This window comes from Murdochiella vaginalis, assembly GCF_902381775.1.
Taxonomy (GTDB): Bacteria; Bacillota; Clostridia; order Tissierellales; family Peptoniphilaceae; genus Murdochiella; species Murdochiella vaginalis.
In genome coordinates this window covers 1,167,957-1,186,561 of the sequence record NZ_LR698969.1, presented here as the reverse complement: position 1 = coordinate 1,186,561, position 18,605 = coordinate 1,167,957, and the positions used below count along the sequence as shown (strand labels likewise).

At 49.4% G+C, this 18,605-nt stretch carries 17 protein-coding genes; 14 read left to right on the top strand and 3 right to left on the bottom strand.

Annotation, left to right across the window (positions count from 1 at the left end; translation table 11 throughout):
- Nucleotides 1–9: 9 nt before the first annotated feature.
- The 5 genes from rseP to folP all read left to right on the top strand — a co-directional run bounded on the left by rseP (nt 10) and on the right by folP (nt 8,483).
- Nucleotides 10–1,008, top strand: a complete 999-nt coding sequence (gene rseP / locus FXY30_RS05270) for an RIP metalloprotease RseP (RefSeq protein ID WP_071705632.1) — start codon at nt 10–12, stop codon at nt 1,006–1,008.
- A 79-nt stretch (nt 1,009–1,087) separates the two neighbouring features.
- On the top strand, nt 1,088–2,140 hold the full coding sequence (ispG, locus tag FXY30_RS05265) for a flavodoxin-dependent (E)-4-hydroxy-3-methylbut-2-enyl-diphosphate synthase (protein ID WP_071705631.1): 1,053 nt from the start codon (nt 1,088–1,090) through the stop codon (nt 2,138–2,140).
- A gap of 1 nt (nt 2,141) precedes the next feature.
- Nucleotides 2,142–6,134: a PolC-type DNA polymerase III gene (locus tag FXY30_RS05260; protein ID WP_071705630.1), complete on the top strand. Its 3,993-nt coding sequence runs from the start codon at nt 2,142–2,144 to the stop codon at nt 6,132–6,134.
- 62 nt (nt 6,135–6,196) lie between these two features.
- On the top strand, nt 6,197–7,501 hold the full coding sequence (locus FXY30_RS05255; protein WP_071705629.1) for a bifunctional folylpolyglutamate synthase/dihydrofolate synthase: 1,305 nt from the start codon (nt 6,197–6,199) through the stop codon (nt 7,499–7,501).
- A 1-nt stretch (nt 7,502) separates the two neighbouring features.
- Nucleotides 7,503–8,483, top strand: a complete 981-nt coding sequence (gene folP, locus FXY30_RS05250; protein ID WP_083428224.1) for a dihydropteroate synthase — start codon at nt 7,503–7,505, stop codon at nt 8,481–8,483.
- Nucleotides 8,484–8,544: 61 nt separating this feature from the next.
- Here the strand turns inward: folP and folK are convergent, their stop codons facing one another.
- The 3 genes from folK to folE are packed head-to-tail and all read right to left on the bottom strand — an operon-like array spanning nt 8,545 to nt 10,429.
- Entirely contained in the window at nt 8,545–9,363 is an 819-nt protein-coding gene (folK, locus tag FXY30_RS05245; protein WP_071705628.1) for a 2-amino-4-hydroxy-6-hydroxymethyldihydropteridine diphosphokinase, read from the bottom strand.
- 8 nt (nt 9,364–9,371) lie between these two features.
- Nucleotides 9,372–9,875 (bottom strand): HD domain-containing protein, encoded by a 504-nt coding sequence (locus FXY30_RS05240; protein ID WP_232009046.1) that lies wholly within the window; start codon nt 9,873–9,875, stop codon nt 9,372–9,374.
- Nucleotides 9,875–10,429 (bottom strand): GTP cyclohydrolase I FolE, encoded by a 555-nt coding sequence (gene folE / locus FXY30_RS05235; protein WP_071705627.1) that lies wholly within the window; start codon nt 10,427–10,429, stop codon nt 9,875–9,877. The genes FXY30_RS05240 and folE overlap by 1 nt, the downstream gene beginning before the upstream one ends.
- A gap of 275 nt (nt 10,430–10,704) precedes the next feature.
- Between folE and FXY30_RS05230 the strand changes: the two genes are divergently transcribed.
- From FXY30_RS05230 to rpsO, 9 genes are all read left to right on the top strand, one after another.
- Nucleotides 10,705–11,166, top strand: a complete 462-nt coding sequence (locus FXY30_RS05230; protein WP_071705626.1) for a ribosome maturation factor RimP — start codon at nt 10,705–10,707, stop codon at nt 11,164–11,166.
- 29 nt (nt 11,167–11,195) lie between these two features.
- The gene (gene nusA / locus FXY30_RS05225; protein WP_071705625.1) at nt 11,196–12,362 is read left to right on the top strand and encodes a transcription termination factor NusA; all 1,167 of its coding nucleotides are present in this window, start codon (nt 11,196–11,198) and stop codon (nt 12,360–12,362) included.
- Nucleotides 12,355–12,621: an RNase P modulator RnpM gene (gene rnpM, locus FXY30_RS05220; RefSeq protein ID WP_071705624.1), complete on the top strand. Its 267-nt coding sequence runs from the start codon at nt 12,355–12,357 to the stop codon at nt 12,619–12,621. The genes nusA and rnpM overlap by 8 nt, the downstream gene beginning before the upstream one ends.
- A gap of 3 nt (nt 12,622–12,624) precedes the next feature.
- On the top strand, nt 12,625–14,859 hold the full coding sequence (infB, locus tag FXY30_RS05215) for a translation initiation factor IF-2 (protein ID WP_071705623.1): 2,235 nt from the start codon (nt 12,625–12,627) through the stop codon (nt 14,857–14,859).
- A 42-nt stretch (nt 14,860–14,901) separates the two neighbouring features.
- The gene (rbfA, locus tag FXY30_RS05210; protein ID WP_071705622.1) at nt 14,902–15,306 is read left to right on the top strand and encodes a 30S ribosome-binding factor RbfA; all 405 of its coding nucleotides are present in this window, start codon (nt 14,902–14,904) and stop codon (nt 15,304–15,306) included.
- Complete coding sequence (locus tag FXY30_RS05205) at nt 15,303–16,262, top strand: DHH family phosphoesterase (RefSeq protein WP_071705621.1); 960 nt, start codon at nt 15,303–15,305, stop codon at nt 16,260–16,262. Before rbfA ends, FXY30_RS05205 begins: the two co-directional genes overlap by 4 nt.
- Entirely contained in the window at nt 16,259–17,170 is a 912-nt protein-coding gene (gene truB, locus FXY30_RS05200) for a tRNA pseudouridine(55) synthase TruB (RefSeq protein ID WP_071705620.1), read from the top strand. The genes FXY30_RS05205 and truB overlap by 4 nt, the downstream gene beginning before the upstream one ends.
- A gap of 22 nt (nt 17,171–17,192) precedes the next feature.
- Nucleotides 17,193–18,143, top strand: a complete 951-nt coding sequence (gene ribF, locus FXY30_RS05195) for a riboflavin biosynthesis protein RibF (RefSeq protein WP_071705619.1) — start codon at nt 17,193–17,195, stop codon at nt 18,141–18,143.
- A gap of 115 nt (nt 18,144–18,258) precedes the next feature.
- Nucleotides 18,259–18,525 carry a 30S ribosomal protein S15 gene (gene rpsO / locus FXY30_RS05190; RefSeq protein WP_071705618.1) on the top strand — a complete coding sequence of 89 codons (267 nt, stop codon included), beginning with the start codon at nt 18,259–18,261 and terminating at the stop codon, nt 18,523–18,525.
- The last annotated feature ends 80 nt before the right edge of the window (nt 18,526–18,605 follow it).

Here is an 18,605-nt window from a genome sequence, read left to right as displayed (position 1 = left end):
GGAGTATCTATGACGATTATCCTTGCCTTATTGGTATTTTTAATCGTGATTGTCTTTCATGAATTGGGGCATTTTTCCGTTGCTAAATGGGTAGGCATTCGCGTTCTGGAGTTCTCCGTGGGTATGGGCCCTGCGCTCTGGCAAAAAGCAAAAGGAGAGACGACCTATTCTCTTCGTGCACTTCCTTTGGGCGGATACTGCGCTATGGAGGGCGAAGACGAAGCGTCGGATGACGAGGCGAGTTTTACCAATGCCAAACCGGGTCAACGGTTTTTGACCATTTTGGCCGGACCGATGATGAATCTCGTCATCGCATATATTTGCTTTGTGCTTTTTCTGGGCGTGCAGGGAGTTGCCGTCCCGGTCGTGCAAGATTTTTCCGTGAATTCACCCGCCGCTGAAGCCGGCATGCAGGGGGGAGATCGCATTACGGCCATTGACGGAGAAAATGTTACATCCGGAAAACAGCTGGTGGATCTTTTGCAACGTCACACCGATCTTACCAGACCCGTACAGGTGACCGTTTTGCGTGACAACACCTCCAAAACGATTGCCGTACAGCCGGATATTGAGCAGGGAAAAGTGCTTTTGGGCATTACTATGCAACGTAAGAGCGATTTTCTGGGTGCGTTCGGCGCGGCTTGGTCGATGTTGTGGGATACCTTATTCTCCCTGTTCACGATTTTACAGCGTCTCTTTACAGGAGCACTTTCGATTAATGCGCTCTCCGGGCCCATCGGTGTTGTCAGCATGATTGGGCAGGCCGCTCAAAAAGGGTTTTCGCAGCTTTTATTTTTTACAGGCTATATTTCGTTGAATTTAGCCTTTTTTAATCTTTTGCCGATTCCCGCCTTGGACGGCTTCACGCTCTGGCTCATTGCCCTCGAAAAATTGCGTGGAAAGCCTCTCAGCATGAAGGTGGAAAATGGAATTAAGGTGGCCGGCTTTGCACTTTTGATCGGCTTAATTCTATTTGTTTCGTTTAAGGATATTCTTCGTTTAATATGATCGTGGCACAACGATTCTTACAAACCCCATAAAAAATGCGTTAAAGGCATGCGCCAATCGGAAATAGAAGGGAAACTCCATGCGCGTAAAAACAAAACAGATCTTCGTGGGCGACGTTCCGGTCGGTGGCGATGCGCCCATTAGTGTACAATCTATGACCAATACCGATACAAAGGATGTGGATGCGACAGTAGCGCAAATTCTTGCCTTTGAAGAAGCCGGTTGCGACATTTCACGCAGTGCCGTGAATTCTCTCGCGGATGCCCAGGCGATTCCACAGATCAAAGAACGTACGCATATTCCCTTTGTTGCCGACATTCAATTTGATTATCGCTTAGCACTCTATGCCGTCGAATACGGTTGCGATTGCCTTCGAATCAATCCAGGAAACATCGGGGAAGACGACAAGGTCGAGCAAGTGGTCAAGGCCTGCAAAGCGAAAAGCATTCCGATTCGCATCGGTGTGAATTCGGGATCCGTTCATCAGAGCATGATTGAAAAATATCACGGGGTAAACGTCGAGTCGCTCGTCTACAGTGCGCTGGAAGAAATACGCCGTGTAGAACAATTTGGTTATGAGCAAATGAAAGTTTCCATCAAATCGAGCGATGTACGGACGATGGTCGATGCCAATGCCCTGTTCTCCACACTTTCTGACTATCCCTTGCACATTGGTGTGACGGAGGCCGGCCCGCTCTATACCGGGACGGTCAAGTCCGCCATGGGAATTGGCGCGCTTCTCCTGCGTGGCATCGGCGACACCATCCGCGTTTCCCTTACCGGGGATCCCGTGGAAGAAGTACGTCTTGGCGTGGAAATGCTGAAGGTTCTAGGCTTGCGGCAGGAAGGCGTGGAGCTTATCTCCTGTCCGACCTGCGCGCGAACAAAGATTGATCTGCTTTCGCTGGTTTCTAAGGCGGAAAAAGCGTTGGCCGCCCAACATAAAAATTTACGCGTTGCCATCATGGGGTGTCCGGTAAACGGCCCCGGAGAAGCAAGAGAAGCGGATATCGGTATTGCCGGAAACAACGGAAGCGGCGTGATTTTTAAAAAAGGAAAAGTGATACGCCAAGTGCCGGAAGAGCAGCTCTTAGAAGCTCTATTAGATGAAATACAACGGATGGAGAACTGACATGCAATTGTATGCTTTATTGAATCGCTCGGGCGAGCCGGAGGAGCCTTTTTTGGATTATTCGCTGCATGAAGTGCGCTATGATCCCAAAAGCTCTCTGGCGCGCTTTCTTTTTGTTGGTGAGACGCCTTCCGCAGATACGATGGAGGCTATTTCGCAGGCTTTAGCAAAGCGCTATCGAACGAAGGTTGCAGTAGCATGGCAAATGGCAGAAGGGCCGTCTCCTTCCATTCAACCCCTCTATGAAGAACCCATTCGTCTGTCTGGAAACGGAGAACATAAGCAAAAAAATGACACCCCCACATTGCAATTTGGGCGTTTTGCCAAGAAGGAAGAGCTACTTCCCTTGGCAGCGGTCACGCAGGGAGCCAAAAAAATTATGACGCGGGGAACGGTGCAAAATGTGGAAGAAATCTCTACGAAATCCGGCAGCATCATTTTTCGTTATGATCTGTTTTCTCGGGATGGGGGGGCGCTCAGCGGAAAATATTTTGCGAAGGAAAAAGAAGCGGACAGCGTGCGCGCCGTACTGGTTAAAGGCAATTTTGTCTGTGTTCGCGGACAATTGCAGTTTGACAGCTACGCGAATCAGCTTTTGTTTATGACCAATGGCGGTCGGCCGGCCACGGAAGAGCCGATAACGGATCCGGCGGCGGAGAAGCGTGTAGAGTTGGCGGTGCATACCCAAATGAGCATGATGGAAGGAACCATCGATGCGGAGAATTTAGTGAAGAGACTGAAGGCCTGGGGGCATACCGCCGTCGGCATTGCGGATGTGGGATCCCTACAAGCCTATCCTTTGATTGCCAAAGCGGTTAAAGGGACAGATATCAAAGTTCTTTATGGCGTGCAGACGAAGCTTTTGGAAGATGAACTGGACATTTTATCCAATCCCTATCATGTTTCGCTTCCAGATGAGCCGAAAGCCTTTACCGTCTTCGACCTGGAAACGACCGGATTTTCTCGTTACAGCGAAGCCATTATTGAAATCGGCGCTGTTCGCTATGAGGATGGTCAAAAGGTCGATGAGTTTTCCGCTTTTGTGAATCCGAAGCGATCCATTCCGGAGCGCATTACCGAGTTGACCTCCATTACCGATGCGATGGTCGCCGGTGCGCCACCGATTGAGGACGTCCTTCCACGCTTTTTGGAATTTGCAAAAAACAGTATCTGGGTGGCGCACAATGCTCGCTTCGATGTCGGCTTTATCCGAGAAAATGCCAAACGATTAGGTCTTTCCGTAGAGCCCGTTTGGATGGATACGTTATGGCTGGCGCGCTGCTTGCATCCGGAATTTAAGAATCACAAGCTGGATACGATTACAAAAGAACTGCACGTACCGCAATTCCATCATCATCGCGCGATTGACGACGCCACGGCGACCGGTGCGGCCTTTTTGCGCCTATGGGAGGAATGGCAGGGGCTTGGCATACCGCTTACGGATATGAATCGAACGCCGTCTTCCTTTCCGATTTCGCGCCACCGGGAATCGGAGCTTCTTGTGTATTGTCCGAAGCGCAGCGGACTGAAAAATATGTATGAGCTCATCTCTTCCGCCAATATCGACTTTTTCGACTATGGCCGTCCCGGCCTTCCCGAAAAACTCCTGCGGGAAAAGAGAGAAGGGCTTCTTACCGCTTCCGGATTCATCGGCTCGAAGCTTTTTGAGGCGATTGCGGAAGATATGCCTGAGGACTATATCCGAGCAGTAGCAAAGGATGTAGATGTGTTTGTGGTGCAGCCTCCGCTGTTTACACCAACCGCTCTTCGTAAGGAACTTGTGGCAGATGAAGCGCATATGCAGCGCATTATCCGTCGTCTTGTAGAGTTAGGAAAGAGGGAACAGAAACCGGTCATTGCCATCGGAACACCAAGTTATCTGGATCCGGGCGATCGACTGGCACGCAATATTCTGGTCAATTACCAGCGCAATGTAGACTTTGATGAAAATGGGCGTTTTCGTCTTCTCAATACTGTTGAAATGAAGAAGGCTTTTTCGTTTCTTCCACAGGAAACGGTGGAAGAAATCGTCGTTAAGGCGCCTAGGCGTTTTGCGGATGCGTTTGAATCTATAGCACCGATTCCTTCTGAAACGTATTCGCCGGAATTGGAAGGTGCGGCAGAGGAGCTGCGCACGTCTTCTTATGCCAATGCAGAAAAACGCTATGGTTCTCCGCTTCCCGAGTTGGTTCGCGCCAGATTAGAAAAGGAGTTGGATTCCATCATTTCCAACGGCTACTCGTCGCTTTATGTGATTGCCAGACGTCTTGTCCAAAAATCCAATCGTGACGGCTATCTGGTAGGTTCGCGTGGATCGGTCGGCAGCTCCTTTGTCGCCACCATGGCGGATATCACCGAGGTGAATCCGCTGGTTCCGCACTATGTGTGTCCGCATTGTCGTCACAGCGAATTCATCGAGGACGGCTCGGTGGAATCAGGCTTTGACTTGCCGCCGAAGAATTGCCCCCAGTGCAATACGCCAATGGAGCGTGATGGACATACCATTCCTTTTGAAGTTTTCTTAGGCTTTAACGGCGACAAGGAACCGGATATTGATTTGAATTTTGCCGGCGTTTATATGCCCACCATCCATAAATATACCGAAGAGCTTTTCGGAGAAGGCAAGGTATTTCGTGCCGGAACGATTTCCGGTGTACAGGAAAAAACCGCTTACGGCTTTATTCGAAAATATGTCGAGCAACCGTATGTGCCGGAGGAGGAGAAACAGCTATCGGCGGCGCGTATCCGCGCGCTGCAGCATACGATGGAAGGAACGAAACGCACGACCGGTCAGCATGCCGGCGGACTGATGATCGTGCCGAAACAAATGGATATTACCGATGTTACGCCGATTCAGTATCCGGCGGATGATGTGAAAAGCGATGTGCGCACAACACATTTCAGCTATAACAACCTGGATCATTGCCTGTTGAAGTTGGATGAGCTGGGGCACACGAGTCCCACGATCATTCGTCAGCTGGAGGAGATGACAGGCATCAATCCGCTGACCATTTGCTTTGACGATGCCGACACGATGTCGCTCTTTCGTTCCACGGAATCTTTGAAAGCGATACACCCGTATTCCAACAGCGCGGATGGCACGTTGGGCATTCCGGAATTCGGTACCAACTTCGTGCGCGGTATGCTGAAAGATACCATGCCGACGACCTTCGGGGAGCTTTGTCGCATCTCCGGCCTTTCACATGGCACCGATGTTTGGCTCAACAATGCGGAGGAACTCATACGAAACGGTAAAACGACACTGCGCAATGCCATTTGTACTCGTGACGATATCATGAACTATCTGATTTACATGGGCATGGATAAGTTGGAAAGCTTTAAAACCATGGAATCGGTCCGCAAAGGCAAAGGAATTCCGGAAGGTGTGACGGAGCACATGAAGGAACACCATGTTCCGGATTGGTACATTGATTCCTGTCAGCGCATTAAGTACATGTTTCCGAAATCGCATGCCACCGCCTACGTCATGATGAGCTATCGCATTGCCTGGTTTAAGGTGCATCAGCCGGCAGCGTTCTATGCCACCTATTTCACACAACATCTGAGTCTTTTCTCTTCGTCGTTTCTCGTGTCGTCGCTGGAGGAAGCGCAGACGCGCATGAAGGAATTGGAAACGGCAAAAGAGGCAGGGGAAGCGATTGACGGCGGAAAATGGGCCTTATGGGAGATTATTGAGGAAATGTTCGCACGCGGCTTGTCCTTTGCTGCACCGAGTCGAGAAACCTCCGATGCAACCGTGTTTCGTACGGCAGGGTCGAATGCGGTTCTTCCGCCTCTGGCCGCGCTGGATGATGTCTCCGAAAGCAACGCGGAATCCATCAAATCGGCAATGCAGGGTGGAGAATTTCTTTCCCGTTCGGACTTTAAGCAGCGCACGAAAATTCCGCGAAGCGCATTTCAATCGTTGGTGGATCACGGACTTTTGAATGACCTTCCCGAAAGCAACCAGATGAGTTTTCTACCGGGATTTTAATAAACGCTTTTCTTTTATTCCGCGGTGCTTATAATGAGGGAAGACAGCGAAAGGAGCTGGATATGACGATTGAACAAAGCATTGCGTTTTATGAACAACAGGCTAAATTCGGCGTAAAACTGGGGCTGGACACGGTACGCGATCTCCTGCGCCGTCTCGGAGATCCGCAAAAAAATATGCCGTATCTTCATATTGCAGGAACAAATGGAAAGGGGTCTACAGCAGCCTTTCTGTCGACCATTCTGATCGAGGCCGGCTATCACGTGGGGCTTTATACGTCGCCTGCACTGGAACGCTTTAATGAGCGCATTCAAATAAATAATGTTCCCATTTCGGATGATGCCATTATTCGTAATACTGCACGCGTTCAGCAGGCGGTAGAAGAGATGAAAAAGGACGGAGCGAACTTGCCCAGTCAGTTTGAGCTGGAAACGGCGCTTGCCTTTCTCTGCTTTCAGGAGGCCGAGGTGGATATGGTTGTCCTGGAAGTCGGCATGGGAGGGCGTCTCGATGCGACGAACATTATCGAAAAACCGTGGGTGAGTCTCATCTGTTCCATTTCGTTGGACCACACCAAGTATCTCGGAAACACCTTATCCGCCATTGCCGGCGAGAAAGCAGGCATTATTAAATCCGGCTGTCCCGTTGTGTTATATTCGCAGGAAAAGGAAGTGGAAGAAACCGTAGAAGCGGTTGCAGAACGCCGCAATGCGCCGATCTGTAAGCCGGATTTCAGCTCTATCAGGGTTCAAAGCACCTCGCTTAACGGACAGCGCTTCACTTGGACGGATGCTGAAGGAAAGACCTGGCCGATTTCGCTCTCCATGATGGGGGACTATCAGATGCCCAACGCCATCATGGCTCTCAGCGCAATAACCTTATTGCGTAAAAACGGTAAAATTGCTCTTGATGATGATGTGATTCTGCGCGGCTTACAGAAAACCGCCTGGAAGGGGCGCTTTGAAAAGGTTCTGGACTCTCCGCTCACCATCTTAGACGGCGCACACAATCCCGGCGGGGCACGTCTGTTCGCGCAATCCGTGAAGGACTTTTTAGGGGATCGACAACTCGTTATGGTGTTGGGAATTTTGGCGGATAAAGAGATTGACAAAATGCTCGATTTATTTTTGCCGTTGGCAAAGCACGTAGTCACGCTTACACCGGATAATCCGCGCGCCATGCCGGCATCGGAATTGGCGGAAGAGATTCGTCAACGCGGGCGTGAGGCCACTCCATGCGAGAGCTTGGAAGAAGCCTGGAGTGCAGCAAAAAACTATTGCACGACCCAAAATAGCGCCGTGGTCTTCGTAGGGTCGCTCTATATGATCGGACACGTGCGCACCTATCTCAAACACGAAGGAGAATAGCATGCAACAGAATCCAATTTTTCAGATCGGTCATCATCAATTTAAGCCAGGCGATGCTTGTCGGATCTGTGCCATCGTCAATGTTACGCCGGATTCCTTTTCGGACGGCGGAAAATGGGACACGACGGAAAAAGCGGTGAACCATGCGCTTGCTCTTTTAGACGAAGGTGCGGATATTCTGGATATCGGTGGGGAATCCACTCGCCCGGGCTCGCATTACATTGCAATCGAGGAAGAAATCGGTCGTGTTGTACCGGTGATCCAAGCACTGCGCAAAAAAACAGATGCGTTGATTTCGGTGGATACCTGGAAGGCGCCGGTGGCAAAGGCGGCGTTAGAGGCAGGGTGCGATATCATCAACGATATTACAGGGCTTATCGGCGATGAAGATATGGCAAAGGTTATTGCCGAAAAGCAGGCGGGACTCATCGCGATGTTTAATCCGGTCGTCATCCGTCCGGATCATCCCAACAGCAAAAAGTTTCCGACTTTCGGGGAAGGCAAAGCCTTCACGGAAGATGAAAAACGAGAGGCCGCGACGGAAGAAGACATTCTTGTTTTGCTTCATCGTTATCTCGAGCGAAGCCTGGCGATTGCGAAAGAAGCCGGCATTCCGCAGGAACATATTCTTCTCGATCCGGGCATCGGCTTTGGCCTTTCCAAACGCGATAATTTGCGTCTGATCCAGCATGTAGCGGATCTGCATGCCATGGGCTACGGTATTTTCCTTGGTGTTTCCCGAAAGCGCTTCATTGTCAATATGTTGCAGGAGGCGGGCTATTGTGTCGATCCGGATACGGAGGAAGGATTCCGTAATCGCGACGTCGCTTCGGCCATCCTTACGGCCTTGGCCGCTCGAGAAGGCGTAGAGGTCGTTCGTGTGCATACGGTGGCCGAGCATCGTATGGCGGCGATGGTTGCGGATGCGGTTCGTTTGGCGGATCAACAGGAAGACATCAATTTCGGGGGCTATACCCGATAAAAATACGATAGAGAATAAAAAAGGCGGTGAATCAATTCACCGTCTTTTTTGCTTTTGTTTTTTATTCCTGTTGATGCAATTCTTGATAGAGCTCTCGTATGGCTTTTTGGCGCACCGGATGAAGAACGAAGGGGGCAATTTCGTTTAACGGATCCAGTACAAAGGCGCGTTCTGTCATGTACGGATGCGGAACGGTCAGGCGTTCCGACTGAATGATCTCTCGATCGACCAAAAGGATGTCCAGGTCGATGGGGCGCGGGCCCCAATGTTCCTGACGAACGCGTCCCAGATCGGATTCAATCTGCTGCAAAATCGTCAGCATATCTTCCGGTTCTTCAAAGCTTTGAACCTCTACTACCTGATTCAGAAAATCGGGCTGATCGGTTTTACCCCATGCCTTCGTCTCCAAAACGGATGAAGATTTTGTCACTGTCAAGCTGGCTTCTTCCATGGCCTGTAGGGCTTGCTCCAGATTCGCTCTTCGATCGCCTAGGTTGGTACCGAGCGCAATCCAATAGGTGCGCATTTTACGGGTGATTGATACTTCCGGATAATCCAGAGGATAGCCAATAGGCGCAAAAGGCTTTTTAATCGAAACGGTGGCTTCTTCGACAAAAGGGAAAAAATTAAAAATATTTTTCAAAATACGATAGGCGCAGGTTTCAATGAGATCATACGTATTTTCCGTGAGTTCGATGAAAATGTCTTTACACAGACGCCCGTAATCGATGGATTGCTCCAGATCCTTGTCTTCCGCAGCATATTTCATGTTATAGGCGCAATCCACAGAAACCAGAAATTTCTGTCCCAATTTTTTTTCCTCCGGAAAAAGGCCGTGATAAGCCATAATTTCCAGATCTTTTATGCGCAAATGATCCATGATGCCTCCTAATAACGTAGCGTTCGATTTTTTCGTTCCTCCGGCCAATAACAAAGATCGATGGCCGGACAATGCGCACACGGTCGTGATAGTTTATCGGCGCGATAAAATAGGTCCGTCAGCGGATTCTCGCCGAGACTTCGATGGCTGCGAATGAGAGAAAGCACCGTTTCCTTTTCCGCATTCGTAAAGGTGGAGTTTGCTAAAAACTTCTCGGCAATGTTTGCGGAAGCCTCATCGTGTGCAAGGCCGGAGGTCATTTCCTCAACACGCCCGATATCATGCAACAGCGCGGCGGTATAGAGTACATCCTTGGAAACAGAAAGCCCCTCTTCCAAAGAGAGAATGTAGGCGATACGTCCCACGCTTAAAAAGTGGTTCAGATCATGCCTACAGAATACGCGCTCTTTTTCCAGCTCTTCCAGACGGGATAGAAGCGTCGCATAATACGGATCTTGATAAATCCGATTCGTATTTTCCATCGGCTCTTTTGCTCGTTTTACTGTATCCATTAAAAATCCATTAACCGATAGACTTCATTTTTCAGCGTTTCATCCTCTTCGATGCTGCCTAACGCACAGGCCGTAACGGTTTTTGTGCCGGGCTTCTTGATACCGCGCATCGTCATGCAAAGATGTTCTGCTTTTGCCACAACCAAAACGCCCTTGGCGTCCAAATAGTCGCGAATCGCTTCCGCAATCTGCTGTGTCATGCGCTCCTGAATCTGCGGCCGCTTGGCATACACTTCCACCGTGCGGGCGAGCTTCGACAGACCGGCGACTTTCCCATTGGGAATATACGCAATGTGTACTTCTCCATAAAAGGGGAGAAGGTGATGTTCGCACAGGGAATAAAACGGAATATTTTTTTCAATGACGATATTGTCATTTACAAATTCAAAAGTTTTGGAGAGGTGGTTTTCCGCCGTCAAATTCAATCCGCCAAAGAGCTCCTCACAGGCGCGGGCTACGCGTGCCGGTGTTTCCAGAAGTCCTTCGCGATCAGGATTTTCACCGATTCCCTCTAAAAGCAGGCGAACGCCTTGTTCAATCTTTTGGGTGTCCATAGGATATCCTTTCTGTTGTCGATAGAAGCCGGAAATACGGCTTCTTGCAAAGTGCTTCTATTGTACTCTATTGTACGAATTCTGTCGCAAAAGAATAATAGCGAGGAAGGGAATCCTATGAGAAAAGGAGATACTGTCATTATCCACTCATTGATGCATGGGAGTAGAGATTCCTTGTCATGCAAGCGACAATATGGTAAGATAACAACGATAGATGTTGCATGGAACAAGAGCGGAACTCCGCTCTTGTTTTTTTCAGACCGGAAGGAGGTCCGATGAAGCAGAGTTTGATAAAGACTTGGCGGCCGCGTTTTGACGAAGCGGTGAAAGAGGCAGGTTATGAGTTGTTGGACGTTGAGTTTGTACATGAACAGGAAGACAATATTCTGCGTTTTTTCATCTACCATCCCGACGGTATTACCATAGATGACTGTGAAGCGGTCAGCAATGTGCTGAGTCCGAAATTGGATGAATGGGATCCTATTGATCAGCATTATCTGCTTGAAGTCAGTTCGCCAGATCTTTCGCGTCCCTTAAAAACAAATCGCCAATTGGAGATTTATTGCGGCGAGAAAGTGGAGATTGGCTTTTACAAAAAGGAAAACGGATCCAAACAATTGGTCGCTACGCTGGTTGACTTTGATGATGAGGCCATTGTGGTGAATGATAACGAGAACGAACGCCGATTGTTGCGTGCGGACATTTCTACCATTCGTCCGTATGTGGCGTTCAATTGACTATTCGGTAAGGAGGAAAGAGAAAATACATGAACAAAGAGTTATTACAAGCCCTGGAAGAATTGCAGAATACAAAGGGCATTTCTAAAAAGGTTATTTTAGAAGCAATGGCCAAGGCACTGGAAAAGAGCTATGAAAAGAATTTTCAGGACGAAACCAATGTCGAAGTTGTTGCCGATGAGATGACCGGCGATTTTCACGTCTATCAGTTGCGGGAAGTCGTGGACAAGGTCGAAGATCCTATTCGACAGATTCGCCTGGAAGAAGCGGTTGTGCGCTACCCCAAGGCACAGGTAGGGGACAGTATACGCATCGAAGTGCAACCCGATAACTTCGGCCGCATTGCTGCCCAGACGGCTCGAAATATCATTATTCAGAAACTGCGCGATGCGGAGCGCGAAGCCGTTTATGATGCCTATATTGACCGCATGAAAGAAATGATTGTCGGCACCGTGCAACGCATCGACAACAACAATGTCTATATTAATCTTGGAAAAACGGAAGGCGTCATTACGAAAAGAGAGCAGATTCCACGTGAGCATCTGCATGTAGGAGACCGTGTGAAGCTTTATGTTTGCGATGTGCGTGTTTCGTCGCGCGGACCGCAGGTTCTTCTTTCTCGTGCTCATCCGAATTTAGTCGCACGTCTTTTTGAACAGGAAGTGCCGGAAATCAACGACGGAGTTGTTGAAATTTATTCGGTGTCACGCGAAGCCGGATCGCGTACCAAAATTGCCGTGTGGTCGCATGATCCGAACATTGACCCGATCGGTGCTTGCGTCGGTTACAAAGGTAATCGCGTAAATCTGATTGTCGATGAGTTAATCGGCGAAAAAATGGACATCATTATCTATAGTGAGGATCCGAAACAGTTTATTGCCAACGCGTTGAGTCCGTCGGCAGTGAACAAGGTGATTCTTCAAGAGGAGGAGCATTCCGCGGTCGTGATCGTTCCGGATGATCAGCTTTCACTTGCCATCGGTAAAGAAGGACAAAATGTGCGTTTAGCGGCACGTTTGACCGGCTGGAAGATCGATATCAAGGGGCAATCGCAATATGATGCCGATCCTTCTGCTTTTGATGCGGATACAGTATCACAGAAGCCATTGGATCTTTTTGCCCTTCCGGAGGAGAATTCGTCGGATCAGCAGGAAGAACCGAAGGAAACGATAGCGGAAGGTGGCGAGGATGCCTAAAAAAGAACCGCTTCGCAAATGCGTTGTCTGCGGGGAACGAAAACCAAAATCCGATCTTCTCCGCGTGGTTCGCCTGCCTTCCGGGGAAATCGCTATTGATAAAACAGGAAAACAAAACGGCAGAGGAGCGTATCTCTGCTGTGCAATAGAATGTATTGAAAAAGCGGAAAAGAAGAATCGTTTGAAAGCCGCGTTAAAGACGCAAATAGGAGAGGCCTTTTATGAAGAGCTGAAACGATCGATTGAGGAATCGAGGTAAAAGATGAGAGTTTATGAGTTAGCCAAAGAAGTGGGAAAGCCGACAAGTACCTTCCGAGCGCTGGTAAAAAAAGAGTTTTCGTTGGAGTTTCCTTCGCATATGTCTGCCGTTCAAGACCATGATGTGGAGCTGATCCGCGCGTTTTTTGCAAAGAAGAAAAGCGCAAAGCCAAAGTCCGCTCCTACAAAGGGGACAAAACCGGAAACAAAAAAAGAAAACAAAAAGGAAAGCACAAAAGAAGGAACCAAGGAAAGCAAGAAAGAAGCAAAAAAAGATAGACATCATCCTTCCAAAGAAGAGGAAGAGGCGCCTGTTCACAAACCGCATGTTGATAAAAAGAAAAAGGAAAAACAGCATGTTCCGGCGCGTGTTATGGAGGCAGAAGTAAACAAAGAGGAAACGGTGTCGTCTCGGCGTAAAAGAAAAAAAGCGCCGAAAAAAGATAAAAATGTTGTGCAGACCCCTGTGGAAGCCGATGAAATCGACAGTATCATTGAAATTCCAGCCGAAATTACGGTGGGCGACTTTGCCAAGGCGATTCGAAAAAATTCGATGGAGATTATCACCGAGCTGATCAAGATGGGCATTATGGCCGGCCTCAATGAATCCATCACCTTTGAAACCGCGTCCAAGGTAGCGGAAAAATTTGACGTATTGATTACAGAGCCGGAAGCGTCGGATGTGGACGAAATTTTCGAACCTCTTAATGTACAGGATGATCCTTCCGAATTAAAACCACGTCCGCCGGTCGTTACGGTCATGGGCCATGTTGACCACGGTAAGACCTCTTTGCTGGACGCTATCCGCAAGACCGCCGTTACGCGCGGGGAAGCGGGCGGCATCACGCAGCACATCGGTGCTTCCGTGGCTATGGTGGACGGTAAGCCCATCACGTTTATTGATACACCGGGCCATGAAGCGTTTACGCAAATGCGTAGCCGTGGTGCGCAGACGACGGATATTGTTATTCTGGTTGTTGCGGCGGATGATGGTGTCATGCCGCAGACGATTGAAGCCATCAACCATTCCAAGGCGGCAAAAGTGCCCATCGTCGTTGCCATCAATAAAATGGATCGTCCGGGAGCAGATCCCAACCGCGTGATGACGGAATTGGCGGAACAGGGTCTCGTTGCCGAAGAATGGGGCGGCGATGTCATCATGATTCCACTGTCCGCAAAAACGGGCGATGGGATTGAAGATTTGCTGCAGATGGTCGTGATGGTGGCGGAGATGGAAGAACTGAAAGCCAATCCGAATCGAGCGGCCGTCGGCGTCGTGCTGGAATCACAGATTGAGCGCGGACGAGGAGCGACCGCATCGGTTTTAGTGCAAAACGGCACGCTTTTCGATAAAGACTATGTTGTGTCTGGTCAGGTGAGCGGCCATATTCGTTCGATGTTTGATTCGCATGGCAAAAAAGTCCATAAAGCGGGTCCCTCCATGCCGGTGAAAATTACCGGCCTCTCGGATCTGCCGGAAGCGGGCGATGCCATTTACGCAGTGGCTGACGAAAAGGTGGCAAGAGGGTTCGCCGAAAAGGTTGCACAGCGCAATCGGGATGAACGTTTGAACAAAACGACCCATATCTCCTTGGATGATCTGCACATGCAGATTTCCGAAGAAGGTTTAAAGGAACTCAATCTCATCGTCAAAACCGACGTGAAAGGAACCATTGATGCCCTGGCCGGCTCACTGGCTAAGCTGGGTAATCAGGAAGTCAAGGTTAACATTATTCACGGAGCAGTTGGCGGAATTAGCGAAAGCGACGTTATGCTCGCGACGGCATCCAATGCCATCATCATCGGCTTTAATGTTCGACCGAATCAGGGTGCTATTCGACAGGCCGAACGCGATGAAATTGACATTCGAACCTATCGTGTCATCTACGATGCCATTGAGGACATCGAGCAAGCCATCAAGGGCATGCTGTCTCCGACAATTAAGGAAGAGGTGCTCGGACGTTGCGAGATTCGTGAAACCTTTAAGGTTCCAAGCATCGGTACGGTTGCCGGCATCTATGTGACCTCAGGCAAGATCGTTCGCAACGCCGGCGTGCGTTTGCTGCGCAATGATGTGGTGATTCACGAAGGGACGATTTCTTCCTTACGACGCTTCAAAGATGACGTGAAGGAAATCGCAACCGGTTTCGAGGGCGGTCTCGGCATCGATCGCTATAACGATGTCAAGGTCGGAGACATGGTGGAATGCTTCCACGAGGTCGAGGTTCCCGCGCAATAATGTGGAGATGGATTACGAAAGAAAACAGAAAGTGAGGACGCCATGAAAGAAAAACGTCTGGGGCGTATCTCTCAAGAAGTAAAAAAAGCACTGTCAGAAGCGATCTTTTTCACATTAAAGGATCCGAAAATCGCTTCGGTACTGACGCTTTCGGAAGTGCGTGTCTCGAATGATCTCTCTTATGCGGATATTTATGTCAGCGTCATGGGCTCCGAGTGGGATAAGCGTCAAACCATGGAAGGCCTTTGCAATGCCGAAGGCTTTTTAAAAAATTATCTGGCGAATCATGTCAAGCTTCGTCAGATTCCGGAACTTCGATTTCACCTGGACGACTCCATCGAACATGGTATGTATATGGACAAGCTTATTGCGGATACCCTACGTCAAGATGACGAAAGCCGAGCAGCAAGAGGTGAAACGGACATACAGACGGAGGAGGAAGTATGATGGATACCGCCATCGTCAACCGCCTGTTACAAGAAGCACAAACGGTGGCCATTGCCGGGCATGTTAATCCGGACGGGGACAGCTATGCCTCCGTCCTGGGCCTTGGCCTGGCTTTAAAAGACGCCGGTAAAAAAGTGGATATGTTGGCAGAGGAAAAAATTGCCCATTTTTCGTATTTGCCGGGGTTTTCCTGCCTTCGTCCGGTGGAGGAGGAGCGAACATACGATCTTTTCATTCGCGTCGATCTCGGCGATACAGCCCGAATGGGGCGTGCGCAAATAGCGATGAAGAATAGTCGGCACAGTATTAATTTCGACCATCATTTATCGAACGATGGTTTCTGTGACTACGCTGTTTTGGATCCGCTCGCCTCTTCCACCTGTGAAATTATTGCGTCCTTTCTGCTTACAAACGGCTGGAAGGTATCGTCGGATGCTGCTACGGCGCTCTATGCAGGGATTATCACCGATTCCAATCGCTTCTTGTATGATACGTCCGGTGCACGCACGCATCGTCTGGCAGCGGATTTGCTTGACTGCGGTGCGGATGCCAAGGCCATCTATCTTCAGGAGTATCAGAATGAGAATCGGAATCGCATCGCGTTTGAAGGATCTGTGGTGGAAAAGGCACTCAGCCTTCACGGCGGTCGTGTGATGCTTGCAAATATCACGCAGGAATGGATTCAACACTACGGCCTTACGATGCCGGAAGCGGAAGGCGTCGTGGATACGCTTCGTAATCTGCAGGGGGTGGAGGTGGCTGTCATCCTGAAAGAACAGACGCATGACATCCAAAAAGTCAGTCTTCGATCCAAGGAATATGTGAACGTGGCGGAGATTGCAAAAACCCTTGGCGGAGGCGGACACACAAAAGCCGCAGGCGCCACCGTAGAAGGTACGAACCAAGAAGTTTACGTCATGCTGCGCACTCTATTGGAAGGAATCGAGCGTCCATGATCGGCATTCTCAATGTATACAAAGAAGCCGATATGACTTCGTTTGACGTGGTGGCCATCGTTCGTCGTGTACTGGGCACGCGACGTGTGGGACACATCGGCACGTTGGACCCTATGGCAACAGGCGTTTTGCCCGTGCTGATCGGAAAAGCGACGCGTCTAAGCGAATATTTTGACGAAGGTGAAAAAGAATATGTCTTTACCATGCGCTTCGGGGAAGAAACGGACACCTTAGATTCTACGGGATCCGTTGTTTTTCGAAGTGAAAAGACAAACGTTACGCAAGAAGAGCTGCTTTTGCAAGTGGAACGCTTTGTCGGTACTTTTCAACAACAAACGCCGCTTTATAGCGCCGTCAAGGTAAAAGGCAGAAAGCTTTATGAATATGCGCGCAAGGGCATATCGGTAGAGCGTCCCATGCGCACAATTACCGTCTCCGCCTTAACCTTGGAAAAAATGGCGGCCCGAGGAGCGGTTTTCCGTTGCCGCTGTTCCAAAGGAACCTATATCCGTCAGCTGATTGCAGACATGGGGAGGGCGCTCGGTACGTATGCCACCATGACAGCACTTGAAAGAACCATGGTCGGGGAATTCACTGCCGCGAAGGCTGTACCCATCTCTAATCTAAAAGGTCTGTCGAGTGCGGAGGCGGCAAAATATATTGAGCCTGCAGATGTCGCTCTCCTGCATATCCCGGAAATCATTCTGGATGCAAAGCAAGCCGAGCGCGCTTCACAAGGACAGGTGGTTGCCCTTTCTCTAAATGGCGAAAATCTTGCAGAGAAGGAACGATTCCACCTTCCGCCGGGAGAGAAAAAGCTGGTGCGTGTATATGAAGCGACTCAGTTTCTTGGTATCGGACTCTGTTGTCAAGAACGGCTGAAAATGAAGAAGATGCTCGCCGAATAGCGCGCGAAACGGATAGGATATCATGAAAGAGTTGGATTACGATCAAAGTGGATTTCGTCAAGAGCAGCCGACAGTGATTGCACTAGGCAATTTCGACGGCGTCCATTTAGGACATCAAAAATTACTCTCTACAGCGAAGCTTGTTGCGGAGCAAAGCGAATTATCCGCGGCGGTTTTGCTTTTTAAGAATCATACCTCATCTTTTTTGGATCAGGATACTAAGCGCTATCTCATGCGTGTGGAGGATAAAAAGCAACGTCTGCGCGAATGCGGTATCGAGACGATTATTCTTTGCTCCTTTGATGCAGCGTTTGCTGCGCAAACGAAGGATGTTTTTATGCGCGATATCCTGCATCGCGACTTTCAGGTGCGTCATGTCGTTGTGGGGGAGGACTATCGCTTCGGCGCTCACGCGGCGGGGTCCGTTGCCGATCTTTTGGCAGCAGAGAAGGAAGGACTGTTTCACGTTACCGTGGTAAAGGATGTGCAATACGAAGGACAGCGCATCAGCTCCACACGCATTCGAGATGCGATTGTGCAGGGAAAAATCGAGCGAGCGAATGCCATGCTCGGCACGCCATACACGTTATCCGGAAAAGTGGTGCATGGAGAAAAGCGCGGCCATGGCCTTGGCTTTGCAACCGCAAATTTGGGCATTACCTTTCCGTATTTGATCCCGCATGAAGGGGTTTACCTGACAAAAGGCGTATTTCCCGGGCACGAATGCTTCGGTATGACGTCGGTCGGCACAAACCCCACATTTCAAGAGGGGACGGAGATTCGCATCGAAACCTATTTTTTTGATTTTTCAGAAGACATCTATGAAAAGCCCATGCGTTTGTCGTTTCTGCGTTTTGAGCGAAAGAATATTCGTTTTGACGATCCTTCGCAGCTTTCAAAGCAGATGCAGAAAGACGAAGATCTGTTGCGTGCCTGGGCAAAAGAATGGGAGAGGACGCATCCCGAAGGTTAACTACGAAGTAAATGTTGCATTTTCCATGCAAAACGAGTATATTGAACAGGTACTCTTTCTCGGAGATCGGTACTCCAGCCCTCTCTTAGAAAGTAGCGAACGAAAGGAAGAGGAGATGTTAACAAAAGAGAAAAAAATCGAAATTATCAAGGAATATGGCAAAAACGAGCAAGACACCGGCTCACCGGAAGTGCAGATTGCGCTTTTGAGCTACCGCATTGCAGAACTGACGGAACATTTAAAAACACACGCGAATGACAATCATTCCCGTCGCGGTCTTTACATGCTCATCGGTCAGCGCCGCGGATTACTGAACTATCTCAATAAGCTTGATATCGAACGCTATCGTGATCTGATCGCCCGCCTGAATTTGCGTGGCTAATCCGTCAGATCTTATGCGAACATCCTCGCTTACCCTTTCGGTGAGCGAGGCTTTTTTATGGTATCGAAGTATTTTGGATG